The organism is Thauera linaloolentis 47Lol = DSM 12138 (genome assembly GCF_000310205.1).
GTDB lineage: Bacteria > Pseudomonadota > Gammaproteobacteria > Burkholderiales > Rhodocyclaceae > Thauera > Thauera linaloolentis.
The window spans coordinates 1-17,140 of record NZ_AMXE01000047.1; the positions used below are offsets into that span (position 1 = coordinate 1).

At 66.4% G+C, this 17,140-nt stretch carries 12 protein-coding genes and 1 pseudogene; 3 read left to right on the forward strand and 10 right to left on the reverse strand.

Features of this window, described 5'->3' with window-relative positions; all coding sequences use genetic code 11:
- From C666_RS12220 to C666_RS12245, 6 genes and pseudogenes are all read right to left on the reverse strand, one after another.
- Positions 1 to 633, reverse strand: a pseudogene (locus C666_RS12220) (flagellar hook-length control protein FliK); the annotation flags it as partial.
- A 41-nt stretch (positions 634 to 674) separates the two neighbouring features.
- Positions 675 to 995 (reverse strand): flagellar protein FliT, encoded by a 321-nt coding sequence (locus tag C666_RS12225; RefSeq protein WP_004339500.1) that lies wholly within the window; start codon positions 993 to 995, stop codon positions 675 to 677.
- 12 nt (positions 996 to 1,007) lie between these two features.
- Positions 1,008 to 1,412 (reverse strand): flagellar export chaperone FliS, encoded by a 405-nt coding sequence (gene fliS, locus C666_RS12230; protein ID WP_004339503.1) that lies wholly within the window; start codon positions 1,410 to 1,412, stop codon positions 1,008 to 1,010.
- 14 nt (positions 1,413 to 1,426) lie between these two features.
- Positions 1,427 to 2,884, reverse strand: a complete 1,458-nt coding sequence (fliD, locus tag C666_RS12235) for a flagellar filament capping protein FliD (protein ID WP_004339505.1) — start codon at positions 2,882 to 2,884, stop codon at positions 1,427 to 1,429.
- Between the two features lie 22 nt (positions 2,885 to 2,906).
- Positions 2,907 to 3,296: a flagellar protein FlaG gene (locus tag C666_RS12240; RefSeq protein WP_004339506.1), complete on the reverse strand. Its 390-nt coding sequence runs from the start codon at positions 3,294 to 3,296 to the stop codon at positions 2,907 to 2,909.
- An 82-nt stretch (positions 3,297 to 3,378) separates the two neighbouring features.
- Positions 3,379 to 4,923 carry a flagellin N-terminal helical domain-containing protein gene (locus C666_RS12245; protein ID WP_004339509.1) on the reverse strand — a complete coding sequence of 515 codons (1,545 nt, stop codon included), beginning with the start codon at positions 4,921 to 4,923 and terminating at the stop codon, positions 3,379 to 3,381.
- A 249-nt stretch (positions 4,924 to 5,172) separates the two neighbouring features.
- Between C666_RS12245 and C666_RS12250 the strand changes: the two genes are divergently transcribed.
- Genes C666_RS12250 through C666_RS12260 form a run of 3 tightly spaced genes read left to right on the forward strand, consistent with a single transcriptional unit; the run spans position 5,173 to position 8,468 of the window.
- Positions 5,173 to 6,711, forward strand: a complete 1,539-nt coding sequence (locus tag C666_RS12250) for a hypothetical protein (RefSeq protein ID WP_004339511.1) — start codon at positions 5,173 to 5,175, stop codon at positions 6,709 to 6,711.
- 40 nt (positions 6,712 to 6,751) lie between these two features.
- Positions 6,752 to 7,546 carry an FkbM family methyltransferase gene (locus C666_RS12255; RefSeq protein WP_028792471.1) on the forward strand — a complete coding sequence of 265 codons (795 nt, stop codon included), beginning with the start codon at positions 6,752 to 6,754 and terminating at the stop codon, positions 7,544 to 7,546.
- A 40-nt stretch (positions 7,547 to 7,586) separates the two neighbouring features.
- A complete protein-coding gene (locus C666_RS12260) occupies positions 7,587 to 8,468 on the forward strand; it encodes a hypothetical protein (protein ID WP_004339515.1) in 882 nt (293 codons plus the stop codon).
- Between the two features lie 34 nt (positions 8,469 to 8,502).
- Here C666_RS12260 and C666_RS12265 read toward each other — a convergent pair whose 3' ends face one another.
- The 4 genes from C666_RS12265 to lpdA all read right to left on the reverse strand — a co-directional run bounded on the left by C666_RS12265 (position 8,503) and on the right by lpdA (position 17,134).
- Positions 8,503 to 10,332 carry an O-linked N-acetylglucosamine transferase, SPINDLY family protein gene (locus C666_RS12265; RefSeq protein WP_004339519.1) on the reverse strand — a complete coding sequence of 610 codons (1,830 nt, stop codon included), beginning with the start codon at positions 10,330 to 10,332 and terminating at the stop codon, positions 8,503 to 8,505.
- A gap of 89 nt (positions 10,333 to 10,421) precedes the next feature.
- Positions 10,422 to 13,037, reverse strand: coding sequence for a beta strand repeat-containing protein (locus tag C666_RS12270; protein WP_004339521.1), 2,616 nt, complete (start codon positions 13,035 to 13,037; stop codon positions 10,422 to 10,424).
- Between the two features lie 291 nt (positions 13,038 to 13,328).
- The gene (locus tag C666_RS12275; RefSeq protein ID WP_004339523.1) at positions 13,329 to 14,876 is read right to left on the reverse strand and encodes a flagellin N-terminal helical domain-containing protein; all 1,548 of its coding nucleotides are present in this window, start codon (positions 14,874 to 14,876) and stop codon (positions 13,329 to 13,331) included.
- Positions 14,877 to 15,355: 479 nt separating this feature from the next.
- On the reverse strand, positions 15,356 to 17,134 hold the full coding sequence (gene lpdA, locus C666_RS12280; protein WP_004339525.1) for a dihydrolipoyl dehydrogenase: 1,779 nt from the start codon (positions 17,132 to 17,134) through the stop codon (positions 15,356 to 15,358).
- Positions 17,135 to 17,140 lie beyond the last annotated feature (6 nt).

The following is a 17,140-nucleotide window of genomic DNA, read 5'->3' on the forward strand; positions in this document are numbered from 1 at the left end:
CGGGGCAGGGGCGGGGCCGGGCATGGCCGCCGGCCGCCCCGAGGCCGCCCGGGCCTGCGGTTCGCGCATCAGGCTGGCGCCGTCGCGCGCCCCGAGCACCCATTCGGCTTGGTGCGATTCGTAGAACAGCCCGCTTTGCCCCAGCGCCTGGCGCAACAGGGGCGCGAGCTGGGCGCCGCTGGTGGGCGGCGCGTTGAGCAGCGGCTGGTTGCCGGCAAGATTTGCCGGTTGTGGCGTGGGTTGGCCGGTGAGCAGGAAACTGATCAGGCGGCCGGTCTGGCTCAGCGTGGGCTGCGCCGACGAATTGGCCGCAGCGCTGGAGGCATCGTGGCCGACGACGCGTGCGAACACCGCTTGCGGCGTGATCCGCGAGGCTTCGAGCTCCAGTGTGTCGCCGGCCTTGGCCGAGGTGTTCAGCGCCAGTGTCATCTGCTGGCCCGCGACCACCGCGCGGAAAGTGCCGTCGGGCAGGGTGCGCAGCAGGGTCGCGAAGAAGCGCTGGCCATTCTGCAACTCCGGCAGCAGGGCCTGGATTTCGCGGGCGCGCTGCAGGCCGGCGACCGGCGGGTCGGTATTGAAGAAGCTGGCCTCGGAGATCGTTCTCAGCCGGGCGGCGAGGTCGGCGGGGATCATGGCGGTTCCCTCCTTGCCCTGGCTGCGCAGGGCCGGGCGCGTCAGACGCTGCCGTAGGTATTGCGCACGTTGCGGTTGCGTATCGTGCCGGCAAGCAGCTTGCGCGTGCTTTCCAGGCAAGGCTCGGCGTGAATGCGGATCGTGGCGTCGAGTTCGAGCATGCGCTCGATCATCGATGCCATCTCCCGCTGCACGGCATCCGGCAGCTGGGCCGTGCCGGCGGGGTCGGCTGCGGCGGCCTTGCGCAGGGTGGAGCTTGCCGCTTCGAGTTCGGCGAGACGGCCCCAGTCGTTGCGTACCGCGGCATCGGCCATCGATTCGTACAGTGCGAGCAGTTCGCGGCAGGCTTCCGGCGTCAGCATGGCGGGCATCCGTCAGGCCGCAGCCTGGTCGGCTATGCCGGCCCAGGCTTCGCGCAGGCTGCCGAGCAGGCCGACGACTTCGTCGAGGGCCGCTTCGCTGTTGTGCAGATTGGCGTACAGCAGGCGCTCGCTCATGTATTCGTACAGCGCATGGAGGCGCCCCGCCAGATCGCCGCCGGCATTGAGGTCCAGGCTGACCTTGAGGCCGTTGTCGATGATGTTGATGGCCTTGGAAATGGACTGGCCCTTGGTCGGAACGTCCTTGTTCCGCATGGCGATGGCAGCGGTGCGCAGCGCCAGCAGGGCACCGTCGTACAGCATCATGATGAGCTTGTGCGGGCTGGCGGCCTCGATGCTGGTTTCGGTGCCGACACGGGCATAGGCCGATGCGCGATTGGCGTAGGAAGTGCCAAACATGGCGGTCGGTCTCCTTAGCGGCTGCTGCTGCTGCTGATCTTGGGCAGGTTGGCCAGTTGCTGGGTGAGATAGGTGCTGGTCTGCGACATGCCGGCCAGCAGGGTGTCGAGCCGCGAGAACTCCAGCCGGTAGCGCGTCTCCAGCAGCTGGATGCGCTCTTCGGTACGCTCGTATTTCTCCTGCAGCGACTGGATGGTGTCGTCGATGCTGCTGGTGCGGTTGGCGATGACGCCCCGCTTGTCGTCCAGCAGGCCGGTGAGGCGTTCGCTGAAGGTCGCGGCCAGGCCCTGCACTCCGTCCTTGCCGGCAAAAAATGCCGCCACGTCCTTGTCCGGGTTCGAGAGCGCCGCCTCGAACTTGGCGCTGTCGAGCGACAGCTTGCCGTCCACGGTGACTTGGCCGGTTTCCTTGTCGGTCGTGGCGCCGGTGCCGATGCCGATTTCGGCCAGCGAGCGGATGTTGCCCAGGCCGCCCAGCGCATCGTTGAGCGCATTGCGCAGCGTGGTCTGGATGTTGCGGACGGTGGAGTCGCCGGTCAGCGTCGAGCCGGTCTTGGTCTTGACGTCGTAGGCGGTCAGCGACTTCAGCGTGTCGTTGACGTCGTTGTAGGCCTTGATGAAGGCATCGACGGCCTTGCGCGCCTGTTCGTTGTCGGTGGTGACCGTCAGCGTGCCTTTGAGGCTCGTGGCATCGCCCTCGGGTTCGTCATTGAGGGTGAGCGTGATGCCGTCGATCACGTCGTCGATGCTGTTCTTGCCCCGTGTGATCTCGATGCCGTCGACTTTCAGCCTGGCGCTTTGCGCCGCCTGCACGGAATGCAGCTGGCTGGCGGGTGCGGCCGTGCCGGGATCGTAGCTCAGGTCGGCCAAGCCATCGGCGCCGGTGAGCTTGAAAGCCATGTTCTCACCCGTGGCGGAGCCGGTGAGCACCAGTTGGTCGGCGCGGCCGTTATTGACGATCGTGGCCTTGATGCCGAGCGTGGAATCGCCGTTGATGGCGTCGCGCAGCTCGGCGAGCGTGCCGCCGGAGAATTCGAGCGAGGCCATGCGTTCGGGGTCGCCCTCGAAGGTGCCGCCCTCGTTGACGGTGCCGAACTGGATGCTCAGGCTGCCTGCGCCAGCGGGCACGAAGCTCGTGGTGGGGTCGGTGGCGATGCGTTGTTCCTTGGCGGTCTGGAACACTTCGATGGCATGGTTGCCGACCGCCGCTCCGGCCTTGGCCGTTGCGGTGAAGCCCTTGCCGTTCACCGTGGTCTTGACGCCGCCGAACAGGCCGTCCTTGCCCAGCGCATCGACTGCGGTCTGCAGGCTGCTCAGCACGCCCTTGATCTGGCCGAAGGCGGACAGCTTGGCCGTCTGCGCGGCCTCCTTGGTCACCAGCGGCTGTTGCGTCTGCTGGCGTTCGACCGCGACCAACTGGCTGACGATGGAGGTGATGTCGAGGACGGAGCCTCCGGATGTGATCGCTGCCACGATGTGTTCTCCTTCTGTGCGCTCAGGCTTCCTGCTTGATCAGCAGCCCCTGGAGTTTGTCCACCGCCTTGGCGATGGCAATGATCTCCTCGGATGGAATCTGCCGGATTACCTCGTCGGTGGATGCATCCACGACTTTGACGATGGTGCGGTTGATGTCCTTGTCGATTGAGAAATGCAAGTTCTGTGCCACTGGCGTGATTGCCGCGCGCACTTCCTCGACCGCCTGTGTGATCTGGGCTGCGTCCGGCTGCCGTGCGCTTGCCGCAGCAGCCGTTTCGGTGCTTGCGGCTTCTACCGGGATGGCCGTGGCGGGCAGCGGCGCGGTGGTCGCCGCCGGGGAAGACTGGGTGGCTTGTGACAGGATACGTGTCGTTTGCGGGATGGCGTTGCCGATCGACTCGATGCTCACGATTCATCTCCTTGATAGGCGAACGGCGCGGGACTCTTGCGAGCCCCGCGCCGGGTGATGTTACACCGTCAGGCTATGAATGTTAGCCGAGCAGTGACAGCACGTTCTGCGGCAGGGCATTCGCTTGGGACAGCATCGCGGTGCCGGCCTGTTGCAGGATCTGCGCGCGGGTCAGGTTGGCGGTCTCGGAGGCGAAGTCGGTGTCGAGGATGCGGCTGCGCGATGCCGACATGTTTTCCGAGGTCGTGCTCAGGTTGGCGATGGTGTTCTCGAAGCGCGACTGCAGGGCGCCGTACTTGGCGCGCTGGCTGTTGATCGCGGCCAGGGCGGAGTCGACCATTGCCAGCGTGCGGTTGGAGGCTTCCACCGTGCTGACGTCCATCTCCGAGACGGCCTGCAGCGAACCGGCGGTCGAAGTGGTCGCCGTCAGGAAACCACCGGCGCCGCCTGCATCGTCGGTGACGCTGAACGAGGCATTGGAGTCGAAGGTGAGCTGGCCGGTGATCCAGACTTCGGCGCTGCCGAAGGTGCCTGCGCCTTCTTCGCCGGCAACCGCGGCGCTGATCGCCGTGCCGTCGATGTCATTGACGGTGAGGACCGAGGTCGCTTCCGAATCGTTCAGCAGCTTGATGTCGCTGCCTTCGCCGTTGGTCAGCACGATGCCGTTGCCTTCGGCGTTGAGCTTCGCCGTGACGCCGGTCTTGGCGGCCACGTCGTTGAAGGCCTTGATCGCGTCGGCGTAGTCGTCACCGGTGCCGGCGCTGCCGACCGTGAAGGACAGTGTCTGGGCCTGGTCGGTGCTGTTGTTCGAGGCCAGCTTCAGGACATAGGCGCCGCCGGCGGCGAAGTCGGTCAGGCTGACTTCGGTGCGCGCGCTGGCGGTGACGCCGGTGCTTTCGGTCTGGGCGTTGATCTTGGCGGCGACGTCCTTGGCGCTGGCGCCGGCGTCATAGTCGATGCTGGCGGTGCCATAGGTGCCGTTGATGGCGAGGTTGCCGCCCGCGATCACCGAGGCGCCGGTATCGGCCTGGGCCAGATTGACACCCGCGGTGCTGCCCACGGTGAGGTCGCCGGCGCCGCCGGTCGAGGTCGCGGCCAGGCCGCCGATACGGTAGTTGCCGTACGCAGTGGTGCTGAAGTTGGCCGAGGTGGCGGTGATGGTCTGGTTGGCATTGGCGCCGACCTGGAAGGTGGCGGAGGTGAAGGAGCCGTCGAGGAGCTTGCGGCCGTTGAACTCGGTGGTCTGGGCGATGCGGTTGAGTTCGGAGGTGAGGGCGTTGACTTCGTCGTTGAGCGCCTTGCGGTCCGATGCCGAGTTGGTGGCGTTGGCCGACTGCACGGCCAGGGTGCGGATGCGCTGCAGGATCTCGCCGGACGAGGAGAGCGCGCCTTCGGCCGTCTGCGCCAGCGAGATGCCGTCGTTGGCGTTGCGTGTGGCCTGGTTCAGGCCGTTGATCTGGGCGGTGAAGCGCTCGGAAATGGCGAGGCCGGCGGCGTCGTCCTTGGCGCTGTTGATGCGCAGGCCGGAAGACAGGCGCTGGAGGGAGGTCGCGAGCGAACTGCCAGTGGTGTTCAGGTTGCGTTGGGCGGTAAGCGATTGAACGTTGGTGTTGATGACTTGTGCCATGATCGTCTCCAAAGAGATAAGACTACGATTAGCGGCTGTTCCGCGCCCTGAACTGCCTTGGTGTCGCGTGATTCATCTGCCGTTGAGCCCATTAACGGCGAGGGGTGGAAAATCTTTAGCGGAAATTCCCCTCGGTTGCCGTATTCTCGCCCGCTGGCGGGACGCCGTTTCGGCGGCGGGGGCGGACAGGGGAAAAGGGGCGAGGGCTTGGACGGACACGACGGGAATGACGTGGCGCGCGAGTGCCGGATGCCGCTCAACCGGGAACGCGGTTTCGAGGCCTGGGCGTCGTTCGATCCCGGCCGATGGATCGACTTCAATCCGTGCTGCGTCCAACTGCCGTCCGGGCGCTGGCTCGGGGTGATCCGGCGGGACGCGGTGCCGCCCGTACCGGGAATGGGAACGGTCTGGACCGTCGAACTCGACGAGTGCCTGCGCCCGACCGGGGCGCCCCGCCTGTTGCTCGCGCAGGGGGAGGACCCCCGCGCCGTGGTTCTCGGAGAGCGGGTGCTCGTGTTCCATTGCGTGATCGAGCGTGCCGCGGATGGCCGTGTCGATGGCGCGGCGATGCGTATCGCGGAATGCGTGATCGACGACGGCGCGGGGACGGCGCCGACGCTGCGCGTCGACCGCCTGCTGGCCTTGCCCAAGAATCCGTTGCAGAAGCCGCGCACCGGCGATCCGCACGAGAACTGGGAGAAGAACTGGGTTCCGTTTCCGCTGCCATCCGGGCTGGTCGGTCTGATCTATTCCCACGATCCATGGACGGTATTGCTGCTGAAAGCCGATGCGGCGAGCGAGTCGCGCCAGTTCGAGGGCGGCTGGCAGGGACCGGGGCTCGAATGGGCGTGGGGCGAGATCCGGGGCGGAACCGTTCCCGTGCCGGCGCCCGCGGCGTTCGGCGACGGGCGGCTGATCACGTTCTACCATTCGTCCACGGTCGTCGGCAGCCGCAAGCTCTATTTCGTCGGAGCCTGTGTCTTCGATGCCAGCCCGCCGTTCTGGCCGCGCTTGATGACCCATGCGCCGCTGGTGGTGGCGCCCTATAACACGGGGGCGCATCGGTTCGGCTGGAATTTTGCCGGCAGCGTGGTGTTTCCGCTGGGCGCGCAGCCTGTCGCCGGCGGCTTCCGGCTGCTGTGCGGCCGCGACGACGGCTGCATCGCCACCTTCCTGGTCGACGACGAGGCCTTGCTGCAGCGCCTCGCGCCTCTGGGCGAGGCGCGGGTCGTGCGCAACGCCAGGGGGGAGTCCCTCGGCGCGCGGCATGAGCCGCTGGTGCCGTGGGCCTTCGATGCGTCGGCCCTGCACATCGCCCGTCTGCTGGTGCTGATGCACGACGGCCGTGGGCTGTTCATCGACGCCTCGCCTGGAGACGGCGTGGCCTCGGCCAGGCTGGCGGCGCATTTCGAGCGCAGCATCGTTTTCGTCGCCGATGGAGACGAATATCGCCGCATGCGGCAGTTGCTGGCCTTGAACGGCATCGAGACGGCGGAACTGCGCCTGGGCGAGGCGGTGTTCGATGAGCCGGCCATGCACGGGCTCGGCCTGATCCGCGCCGGCCGCGCCGAAGTGGCCGAGGCGGTCCTGGCGCGGGCGGCGGGGGTACTGCGAAAATACCGGCCGCTGGTGCTCGTCGCCTTGCCGGATGATGCGCAGGGCGCGCGCCGGATCGAGGTCTTGCTGGCCGAGTGCGCCTATACCTGCGAGGCCATTTTCCCGTTTGCCACGTCCTGGCGTCTGGCGATTCCCCTTGAATCCAGATCGAGCCACACATGGCTGGTTTGACCGGCCACCCACCCGTTCCAATCATCGATGAGGGTCGAACATGCTGCCCAGAGTGAATCTCGTCAGAGGGAATTCCGCCGACTATCTGCTTTTTTCCACCGGCGACGCCATATCCCGGACCATCTACGCCAGAGGGGGATGGGCCGAGCCCCTGATCACGATAAGCCGCATGTTCTACGAGGGCGCCAGTGCGCCCTTCGTCCTGGATATCGGCGCCAACCTGGGGGCCTATGCGATCGCCGTGGCCCAGGACCTGCAGAAGCTGGGGGGCGCGGTGCATGCCTATGAAGCTCAGCGGCTCGTGTATTACCAGCTGTGCGGCAACCTCATCCTCAACAGGCTGGACAACGTCCATGCTTTCCACATGGCGATCGGCCACGAGGACGGCTCGATCGAGATCCCGCAGATCGACTACGCGTCGTCCGAGAACATCGGCGGCTTCTCGCTCGACCAGGTCATCCGCGACAAGGTGTCCGCCGTGACCATCGACCAGGCGCGGCGTGCCGAACGCGTGGCGATGGCGAGGCTGGATTCGATCGCCTTTCCCAAGACGGCGGATCTGATCAAGATCGATGTCGAGGGTTTTGAGCTCCGGGTGCTCGAAGGCGGCGTGGGCTTCCTGGAGGCCGGGGGCTTTCCGCCGCTGATCCTGGAGGCATGGCGGGACGAGTGGTTCCGCGAAAGGCGGGCGGAACTGATGGCATTTCTCGCCCGGCTGGGCTACGCGTGCTTCGAGGTGCTGGACGAAGTCGTGGCGCAGCACCCGCAGCACCCGCGGCATGTCGATTTCGTCGTCCAGGGCGATGGCGGGCTGCAACTGGTCCGGACGCGATGACCCTCGGCATCGTTGCCACACACGGATGAGAGAGCGATCCATGAACGACGACACCTCGATCAAACTGTTCAACCTGCTGTTCCAGCAGTTGACGGTAATGAACTACTCCATCAAGAGAGGGGCCGGCTACCTCGCGCGGCAGGAGATGGAGCGCATTCTCGCGCCGCTGCGGGCAGACCCTCGGCGGCTGGAGCCGTTCGGGTTCAAGGTCTATAGCCAGAATGACGAAGACGGCATCCTCGCCGAGATCTTCCGGAGGATCGGCGTATCGGCCGGCTCCTTCTGCGAGATCGGCGTGCAGAACGGCCTGGAGTGCAACAGCCTGTTCCTGCTGCACCAGGGCTGGCGCGGCATGTGGATCGAAGCCGACAACAGGCAGATCGCGCTGATCGAAGAAAAGTTCTCGCCTCTGCTGGCCGCCGGGCGGCTGCACGTGGTCAATGGCTATGCGATGCCCGACAGCGTGAATCGGCTCGTCGCCGATGGCCTGGGCCGGATCGGAACGGATGTGGAGGCGCTGGATTTCCTTTCCATCGATGTCGATGGCATGGACATCCATCTTCTGGAAGCCCTGGAATCCAGGCCGAAGGTGATCTGCATCGAATACAACGCCAAGTTCCCGCCCGGCGTGGATCGGCGCCCGCTGTTCGACCCGCAATACCGTTGGCGCGGCACGGATTACATGGGGGCCAGCCTGAGTGCGCTGGACGAAGCCGCCGCCGGTATGGGCTATGCCCTGGTGGCCACCAACATCACCGGGGCGAATGCGTTCTTCGTCCGGCGCGATCTGGCCGAAGGGCGCTTCGTCGGTGAGGCCACGCCCGACAGGCTGTACAACCCGCCGCGCTATTACCTGATGCTCGATCATTTTCTCGACCAGGTCGGGCATGGGGCGGATTTCGGCCCCTATGCCGAGCGTTGAGGCGCTCCCGCCCGCGCCGGGCGCACGGCAGGCCTCAGGCCTGGTGCCCGGCGTGCGATGCGGCGAGGTCGGTGAATGCTTGTTCCAGATTGCGCACGAAGCGCGGCGTGTCGAACAGGGGGCCGCTCTCGCGCTGGGTCCGGAGGTGTTCGTGCAGGCGCAGGCAGGCGCCGGGTGTGGTGGCGAGCTCGACGGCCTTGTCTTCGTAGGCCTGCAGGTCGTGGGTGATCAGCTCCGGCAGGCCGGCGGCGGTCAGCAGGGCCCCGGCCATGCGTGACGCAAAGCAACGCCCCGAAAGCGTGAGGACGGGAAGACCCATCCACAGCGCATCGTTGGCGGTGGTGCCGGCATTGAAGGGGAAGGTGTCGAGGAAGAGATCGGGCACCGTGTAGCGTGCCAGGTACTGTTCTGGCGTGACCCGCCCGGCAAAGAACAGCCGGTCTTCGCCGATGCCGCGCTGCCGGGCTTCGCGCCTGAGATTGGCCTCGGCCCAGGGATTGTCGGCGAGCAGCCAGAGAAGGCTGCCGGGCACCCGGCGCAGGATGTTCATCCAGGCATCGAAGACTTCCGGGGTGTACTTGTTGTTGTTGTTGAGCGAGCAGAAGACGAAGCCTTCCGCCGGCAGGCCGCAGGCCTGGCGTGCGGGGGGCGCTGCGCACGGGCGCTTGCGGTCGCTGACCTGATACACGTCGGGCATGTAGAGCGGCGTTTCGGTGTAGTGGCGGGCGTGTTCCTCGGGGATGAGGAAGCGGTCGGCGATGACATAGTCGATGGCCGGCAGGCCGGTGGTGGCCGGCAGGCCGAGGTAGGTGATCTGGATCGGGGCCGGGCGGCAGGCCAGCATGCGCGTGCGTGCGCCGCGCGTCTGGCCGTGCAGGTCGATCAGGATGTCGATCTCGTGTTCGCGGATCAGCCGGGCCGATGCCTCTTCGTCCAGGCCGTCGATGCGGATGTAGTGGTCGAAGGCGCCGGTCACGCGCTGGCGCAGCGCCGAGCCGTCTTCCGGCGACCAGCAGAAGCCGTAGATCTCGAATTTCTCGCGGTCGTGCAGTTCGAACAGTTCCACCGTGAGCATGGAGACCGGATGCAGGCAGAAGTCCGATGAGCAGTAGCCGATGCGGATGCGGTCGTGGCGATAGCCGTCCCTGGAGGCGAGCACGGGCAGGCCGGAGGGAATCTTGCGGTCGGCATACTGCCTGGCCGCGGCGAGCTGTGCGTCGGGATCATCCGAGAGGCTGAGCATCGCCAGCGCCGATGTGGCTTTGCGCATCGACTCCGGATCGACGCCGGGAGGCGGATCGTAAACCGGCCACAGGCACTGCTTTTCCCGGATGAAGACCCAGTGGTGCAGGACGTCCGCCTGATGCGGATCGAGTGCCAGGCTGCGGTCCAGGCAGGTCAGCGCATCGGCATATCGCTTGAGGCTTTCCTGCAGGCGGCCCTGGTTGTTGAGAGCAGAGACGAGCAGTCCGCGTTCGTCGGCCTTGTCCGGCGAAGCATGCTGTGCGACCCAGTCCCACTGTTCGATGGCGGCGGTTGGCTCGCCGAGCCGCTCCAGCGTCAGGCCGAGGTTGAAGTGCGGCTGGATGAATCCGGGCGCGCGCAGAATGGCCTGCCCGTAGGCCTCGCGGGCTCCGCCGATGTCGCCTTCGGCGAACAGCGTGGCGCCGAGGTTGAACCAGGCGAAATGATCGTAAGCGGTATCGTTGCGCTTGAGCCAGGTCTGGTAGAGCACCGCCACCAGTCCGCCCAGCCCGACGGCTTCGAGCCGGGTCGCATAGTCGAGCAGCTCGGGAAAGGGGAGCTGGCGATGCCAGATCAGGTTGATGATGCCTGCGTAATCGGTGTTGTGCGTCTCGCTCAAGAGCGTGCTCCGGAAATGAATCCGCCCCCGACGGCCCGGGGACGGTCCCTGGGATCATCGGGGGCGAGGCGCATGGCGCGGGCCTGTGATCAGTCGGTGCCGGACACGTCCAACTGGGCGATCTGCTCGGTCGTCATGGCGGCGACCTGGGCCGGCGTCAGGGCGCGGACCTGCGCGGTGCTCAGTGCCGCGACGTGGTCGGTGCTCAGGCCGAGGCGGATCTGGTCGGTGCTCAGTGCGCTGATCTGGTCGGTGCTCAGCGCGCCGATCTGCGTGGTGCTCAGGCCGTCCTTGATCTGTGCAGTGGTCAGTGCCTTGATCTGGTTGGCGGACAGTACGCCGATGTCCGCGGTTTCGATCGCTCCGATCTGAGCCGAGGTGAAGGCACCGATCTGGCCGGCGGTCAGCGCCTTCACCTGATCGGTGCTCAGCGCGGCCACATTGGCGGTTGCCAGCGTGCTGACCTGGGTCGTGGTGAGTGCCGCGACCTGCGCGGCGCTGAGGCCGCCGATCTGTTCGGTGCTCAATGCATTGAGCTGCGCGCTGGTCAGTGCCTGGACCTGGCCGGCGGTCAGGGCCCGGTGCTGATCCGATGTCATCGCGGTCAGGTCGGCGGTTTCGAGGGCGCCGACCTGCGTGGCGGTGAGTGCGGCGATCTGCTGGTACATCAGCGCCCGCACCTGGGCGGTGCTGAGCGCCTGCACGCCCTGAGTGCTCAGACCCTGGAGCTGCGCGCCGCTGAGCGCCTGCAGGTCCTCGGTTTCAAGTGCTTCCACTTGCGCGGTCGTCAGACTGCCGATCTGGTCGCCCGTCAGCGCCTTGACCTGGGCGGTGCTCAGTGCCGCCACGTTCGCGGTGGACAGGGTGCTGATCTGATCGGTGCCGAGCGAACCGATCTGGCGTGCGCTCAGGGCCTGGATCTGGTCGGTGCCCAGGGCATTGAGCTGGGCGCTGTCGAGCGCCTGGAGCTGGCCGGCGTTCAGCGCGGCGAGCTGGGCACTGCCCAGTTGCTGGATGTCGGCGGTTTCGATGGCCTTGATCTGGTCCGTGCTCAGGCCCTTGACCTGGGCGGCGGTGAGGGCGCCGACCTGGTCGGAAGTGAGGGCGGCGACGTTGGCGGTGCTCAGGCCCTTGACCTGGGCAGCGGTCATCGCGCCGATGTCCTCGGTGTCGAGCGCGGCGATCTGGCCGGAAGTGAGGCTGCCGAGCTGTGCGGCGGTGAGCCCCTTGACCTGGGTGCTGGTGAGGGCCTGGATGTTGGCGGTGGACAAGCTGTTGATCTGGTCGGTGCCGAGCGAACCGATCTGGCGTGCGCTCAGGGCCTGGATCTGGTCGGTGCCCAGGGCATTGAGCTGGGCGCTGTCGAGCGCCTGGAGCTGGCCGGCGTTCAGCGCGGCGATCTGCGTGCTGCCCAGTTGCTGGATGTCGGCGGTTTCGATGGCCTTGATCTGGTCCGTGCTCAGGCCCTTGATCTGGGCGGCGCTGAGGGCGCCGACTTGGTCGGAAGTGAGGGCGGCGACGTTGGCGGTGCTCAGGCCCTTGACCTGGGCAGCGGTCATCGCGCCGATGTCCTCGGTGTCGAGCGCGGCGATCTGGCCGGAAGTGAGGCTGCCGAGCTGTGCGGCGGTGAGCCCCTTGACCTGGGTGCTGGTGAGGGCCTGGATGTTGGCGGTGGACAAGCTGTTGATCTGGTCGGTGCCGAGCGAACCGATCTGGCGCGCGCTCAGGGCCTGGATCTGGTCGGTGCCCAGGGCGTTGAGCTGGGCGCTGTCGAGCGCCTGGAGCTGGCCGGCGTTCAGCGCGGCGATCTGCGTGCTGCCCAGTTGCTGGATGTCGGCGGTTTCGATGGCCTTGATCTGGTCCGTGCTCAGGCCCTTGATCTGGGCGGCGCTGAGGGCGCCGACCTGGTCGGAGGTGAGGGCGGCGACGTTGGCCGTGCTCAGATTCTTGATCTGGGCGGCGGTCATCGCGCCGATGTCCTCGGTGTCGAGTGCGGCGATCTGGCCGGAGGTGAGGCTACCGAGCTGTGCGGCGGTGAGTCCCTTGACCTGGGTGCTGGTGAGGGCCTGGATGCTGGCGGTGGACAGGCTGCTGAGCTGTTCGGTGCCGAGCGCGCTGATCTGGCGCGCCGTCAGGGCCTGGATCTGTGCGCTGCCGAATGCGTCGAGCTGGGCACTGCTGAGTGCCTGGAGCTGAGTGGGGCTGAGAGCGGCGATCTGCGCGCTGCCCAGTTGCTGGATGTCGGCGGTTTCGATGGCCTTGATCTGGTCTGCGTTCAATGCCTTGATCTGCGTGCCGTTGAGCGAGTTGATCTGGCCCGACGTGAAAGCGGCGATGACGTCGGTCGACAGTCCCCTGATCTGGTTGGCGGTCAGCGAGGCGACGTCGTTGCCGAGTGCGGCGATCTGGTTCGTACCCAGGCTGTTGAGCTGGGCGACCTGCATGGCCTTGACCTGGCTGACCGTGAGCGCCTCGGCCTGGTAGGTCAGCAGGCCGTCCGACAGGGCGGCTGCGTCGAAGGCGGCGATCTGGCTTGCATTGAGCTGGACCAGGTCGCGCGTCTCGATGGCGGCGATCTGGCCCGAAGTGAGCGCGCCGATCTGCCTGGCCGACATGGCCTTGAAGTCGTTCTGCGACAGATCCTCGATCTGCCTCGTCGTCAGCGCAGTGATCTGGGCTTCGGACATCCCCTTGATGATCGACATGAGAAATTTCCTCCAGCGTGGATTTTGTATGGTGACGACGGGGTAGCCCGATGCAGTGCGCGCACGGCCTTTCCTGCGAGTCTCGACGCTACCAGGGTTGACTGACGGGAATATCGGCGGATTGAGCAAGAACTTTAGCGATTTCTCCCATGGAGAATTTTCGCAGCCATCGGCGCGCGGCGGGCCGTTGTGCAGTTGCGAACGCCCAATCGAAAAAACCCCGCGGGCGTTGCCGCCGGCGGGGGAAAATGCCATCAAGGCACAGGTTCGATGGCGTGTGGCGTCGGAGCCTCAGCCTTGCAGGAGCTGCAGTACCTGCTGCGGCAGCGCGTTGGCCTGGGACAGCATCGCGGTGCCGGCCTGCTGCAGGATCTGCGCGCGGGTCAGATCGGCCGTTTCAGCGGCGAAATCCGTATCGCGAATGCGGCTGCGCGAGGCCGACAGGTTCTCCGACGAAATCTGCAGGTTGGCGATCGTGTTCTCGAAGCGCGACTGCAGGGCGCCGTACTTGGCGCGCTGGCTGTTGATCGCGGCGAGTGCCGAATCGACCATCGCCAGCGTGCGGTTGGAGGCATCCGCAGTGCTGACGTCCATTTCGGAGACGGCCTGCAGCGAGCTGGCGGTGGACGTGTTGGCCAGCAGGAAGCCGCCGGGGCCGCCGGCGTCGTCGGTGACGCTGAACGAGCTGTCGGAATCGAAGACGAGATGGCCGGTGATCCAGTTCTCGTCGGCGTCGAATGCCCCGGTGCCGTCCGAGCCGACCACTGCGGTGGCGATGGGCGTGCCGCCGACATCCTCGATCGTGAATACGGAGGCCGCCTCGGAGTCGTTGAGCAGCCGGATGTCGCTGCCTTCGGCGTTGCTCAGCACCACGCCGTTGCCTTCGGTATTGAGCTTGGCGGTGACGCCGGTCTTGGCGGAGACATCGTTGAACGCTTTGGTGATGTCGGCGTAGTCGTCGCCCGTGCCGCTCGTGCCGATGGTGAAGGACAAGGTCTGGGCCTGGTCGGCGCCGTTGTTCGAGGCCAGCTTGAGCACGTAGGACGAGCCCGGCACGAAATCGGTCAGATTCACCTCGGTGCGTGCGTTGGCGGTGACGCCGGTGCTTTCGGTGGCCGCATTGATCTTGGAAACGATGTCCTTGGCGCTGGCGCCGGCGTCATAGTCGATCTCGGCGGTGCCATAGGCGCCGTTGATGCTGAGGATGCCGCCCCCGATGACCGAGGCGCCCGTGTCGCTCTGGGCGAGATTGGCGCCCGGAATGCTGCCCACGGTGAGATCTCCCGGCCCGCCCGTGGTGGTTGCCGGCAGGCTGCCGATGCGGTAGTTGCCGTACGCGGTGGTACCGAAGTTGGCCGAGGTGGCGGTGATGGTCTGGTTGGCATTGGCACCGACCTGGAAGGTGGCGGAGGTGAAGGAGCCGTCGAGCAGCTTGCGACCGTTGAACTCGGTGGTCTGGGCGATGCGGTTGAGTTCGGAGGTGAGGGCGTTGACTTCGTCGTTGAGCGCCTTGCGGTCCGATGCCGAGTTGGTGGCGTTGGCCGACTGCACGGCCAGGGTGCGGATGCGCTGCAGGATCTCGCTGGATGAGGTGAGTGCGCCCTCTGCGGTCTGCGCCAGCGAAATGCCGTCATTCGCATTGCGCCGGGCCTGATTCTGGCCGTTGATCTGGGCGCTCATGCGCTCCGAGATGGCGAGGCCGGCGGCGTCGTCCTTGGCGCTGTTGATGCGCAGGCCGGAAGACAGGCGCTGCAGCGAGGTTGCCAGCGCGCCCCCGGAAGAGTTGAGATGGCGCTGCGTGTTCAGCGAAGGGATGTTGGTATTGATGACCTGTGCCATTTTGAATCTCCTGAATGTCCGATTCGAAGTGGGCCCGGGTCTTGTCGTGACGGCACCTGCTGCCGCTGCCCGAGCTCTCTGGTCGTACTAAAGCGAGACTCGTGCCAGGTGTCTGTGTGTGGGGATATTCCTTGAAAGTCAGCAGGATGACGGCGGATTCTTGCCGTTTTCCGGCAAGCTTTGCCTGTATTGCCGGTACTCAGGCAGAGCCTTGCCGGCCATTGCCGCGTTCAGTCGGCGTTGCGGAACACTTTCTGCCAGGGAATCGAGACTTCGAGCCCTTGCACCACCAGCGGCTGCCCGGTTTCGATTTCCTGCAGCTCCCAGCGCTTGCCGCCCGTGCGGCGGTAGTGCTCGATGCGGCGATGGTCGGGGTCGATGAGAACGAAACCGTTGAGCGATGCTATGCGGCGGTAGGCGGCGAAAAGAAACCCGCCTCGCGGGCGGGTTTCCGGTGGCGACAGCGGGTAGCCTGGTGCTTATTTCTTGCGCATCGGCGGCAGGTCGGTGCAACTGCCGTGGGCGACTTCGGCGGCCATGCCGACCGTTTCCCCCAGCGTGGGGTGCGGGTGGATGGTCTTGCCGATGTCGACCGTGTCGGCGCCCATTTCGATGGCCAGGCAGACCTCGCCGATCATGTCGCCGGCCGAGGGGCCGACGATGGTGCCGCCGATGACGCGGTGCGTTTCGGCGTCGAAGATCAGCTTGGTGAAGCCGTAGTCGGCGCCGTTGGCGATCGCGCGGCCGCTGGCGGCCCACGGGAACTTGGCGGTTTCGACCTTCTTGCCTTCGGCCTTGGCCTGCGCTTCGGTGTAGCCGACCCAGGCTACTTCCGGATGGGTGTAGGCCACGCCCGGGATCACCGTGGCGTCGAACGCCGCCTTGTGGCCGGCGGCGACTTCGGCGGCGACGTGGGCTTCATGCACGGCCTTGTGGGCGAGCATGGGCTGGCCGACGATGTCGCCGATGGCGAAGATGTGCGGCACGTTGGTGCGCATCTGCGCATCCACCGGGATGAAGCCGCGTTCGCCGACGACGACGCCCGCCTTGTCGGCGCTGATCTTGTTGCCGTTGGGCGAGCGGCCGGCCGACTGCAGGACCATGTCGTACTTGACCGGTTCGGCTGGCGCGCCGTCGCCTTCGAACGTGACGTAGATGCCGTCGTCCTTGGCTTCGACCCCAACCGTCTTGGTCTTGAGCATGATCTTGTCGAAGCGGTGGGCGTTCTGCTTCTCCCACACCTTGACCGCGTCGCGGTCCGGACCCTGCATCAGGCCGTCCATCATCTCGACGACGTCGAGGCGGGTGCCCAGCGTGGAATACACCGTGGCCATTTCCAGGCCGATGATGCCGCCGCCGATGACCAGCATCTTGCCCGGCACCTGGCGCAGTTCCAGCGCGCCGGTTGAATCGACGATGCGCGGGTCCTTCGGGATGAAGGGCAGGTGCACCGCGGCCGAGCCGGCGGCGATGATGCAGTTCTTGAACTTGACGACCTTCTTGGCGCCGGTGGTGTCCCAGCCGCTGCCGGTGGTTTCCTCGACTTCGATGTGATGCGGGTCGAGGAAGTTGCCGTAGCCGCGGATGACGTCGACCTTGCGCGCCTTCGCCATGCCGGCGAGGCCGCCGGTGAGCTTGCCGATGACGCCGTCCTTGTGCTTGCGCAGCGCGTCGACGTCCACCGAGGGCTTGGCGAAGCCGATGCCGGCGGCGCCGACGTGTTCGGCTTCCTCGATGACCGCGGCGACGTGCAGCAGGGCCTTGGACGGAATGCAGCCGACGTTCAGGCACACGCCGCCGAGCGTGGCGTAGCGCTCGATGATCGCCGTCTTCAGGCCGAGGTCGGCGGCGCGGAAGGCGGCCGAATAGCCGCCGGGGCCGGCGCCGAGCACGACCATGTCGTACTCGGCGTCGACGCTGCCGCCGTGCGACGCGGCGGCAGGAGCCGCCGCAGGAGCGGCTTTTGCCGCAGCCGGTGCCGCAGCAGCCGTATTCGCGGCTGAAGCCGCTCCTACGGAAGCAGCGGCTTCGATCTTCAGCAGCACGGCGCCTTCGCCGACCTTGTCGCCGACCGCGACCAGCACTTCCTTGACCACGCCGGCCGCGCTCGACGGCACGTCCATGGTGGCCTTGTCGGATTCGAGCGTGCAGATCGCGTCGTCCACCTTGATGCTGTCGCCGACCTTGACGAACAGCTCGATGACGGGCACCGAATCGAAGTCGCCGATGTCCGGAACCTTGATTTCCACGAGACTCATGGCGAT

Bases quoted from the DNA above. Each gene is read 5' to 3' on its own strand.
- C666_RS12225 (WP_004339500.1), bottom strand. From the start codon at position 995: ATGCTGACGCCGGAAGCCTGCCGCGAACTGCTCGCACTGTACGAATCG.
- fliS (WP_004339503.1), bottom strand. From the start codon at position 1,412: ATGTTTGGCACTTCCTACGCCAATCGCGCATCGGCCTATGCCCGTGTC.
- C666_RS12245 (WP_004339509.1), bottom strand. From the start codon at position 4,923: ATGGCACAAGTCATCAACACCAACGTTCAATCGCTTACCGCCCAACGC.
- C666_RS12250 (WP_004339511.1), top strand. From the start codon at position 5,173: ATGCCGCTCAACCGGGAACGCGGTTTCGAGGCCTGGGCGTCGTTCGAT.
- C666_RS12255 (WP_028792471.1), top strand. From the start codon at position 6,752: ATGCTGCCCAGAGTGAATCTCGTCAGAGGGAATTCCGCCGACTATCTG.
- C666_RS12260 (WP_004339515.1), top strand. From the start codon at position 7,587: ATGAACGACGACACCTCGATCAAACTGTTCAACCTGCTGTTCCAGCAG.
- C666_RS12270 (WP_004339521.1), bottom strand. From the start codon at position 13,037: ATGTCGATCATCAAGGGGATGTCCGAAGCCCAGATCACTGCGCTGACG.
- C666_RS12275 (WP_004339523.1), bottom strand. From the start codon at position 14,876: ATGGCACAGGTCATCAATACCAACATCCCTTCGCTGAACACGCAGCGC.
- lpdA (WP_004339525.1), bottom strand. From the start codon at position 17,134: ATGAGTCTCGTGGAAATCAAGGTTCCGGACATCGGCGACTTCGATTCG.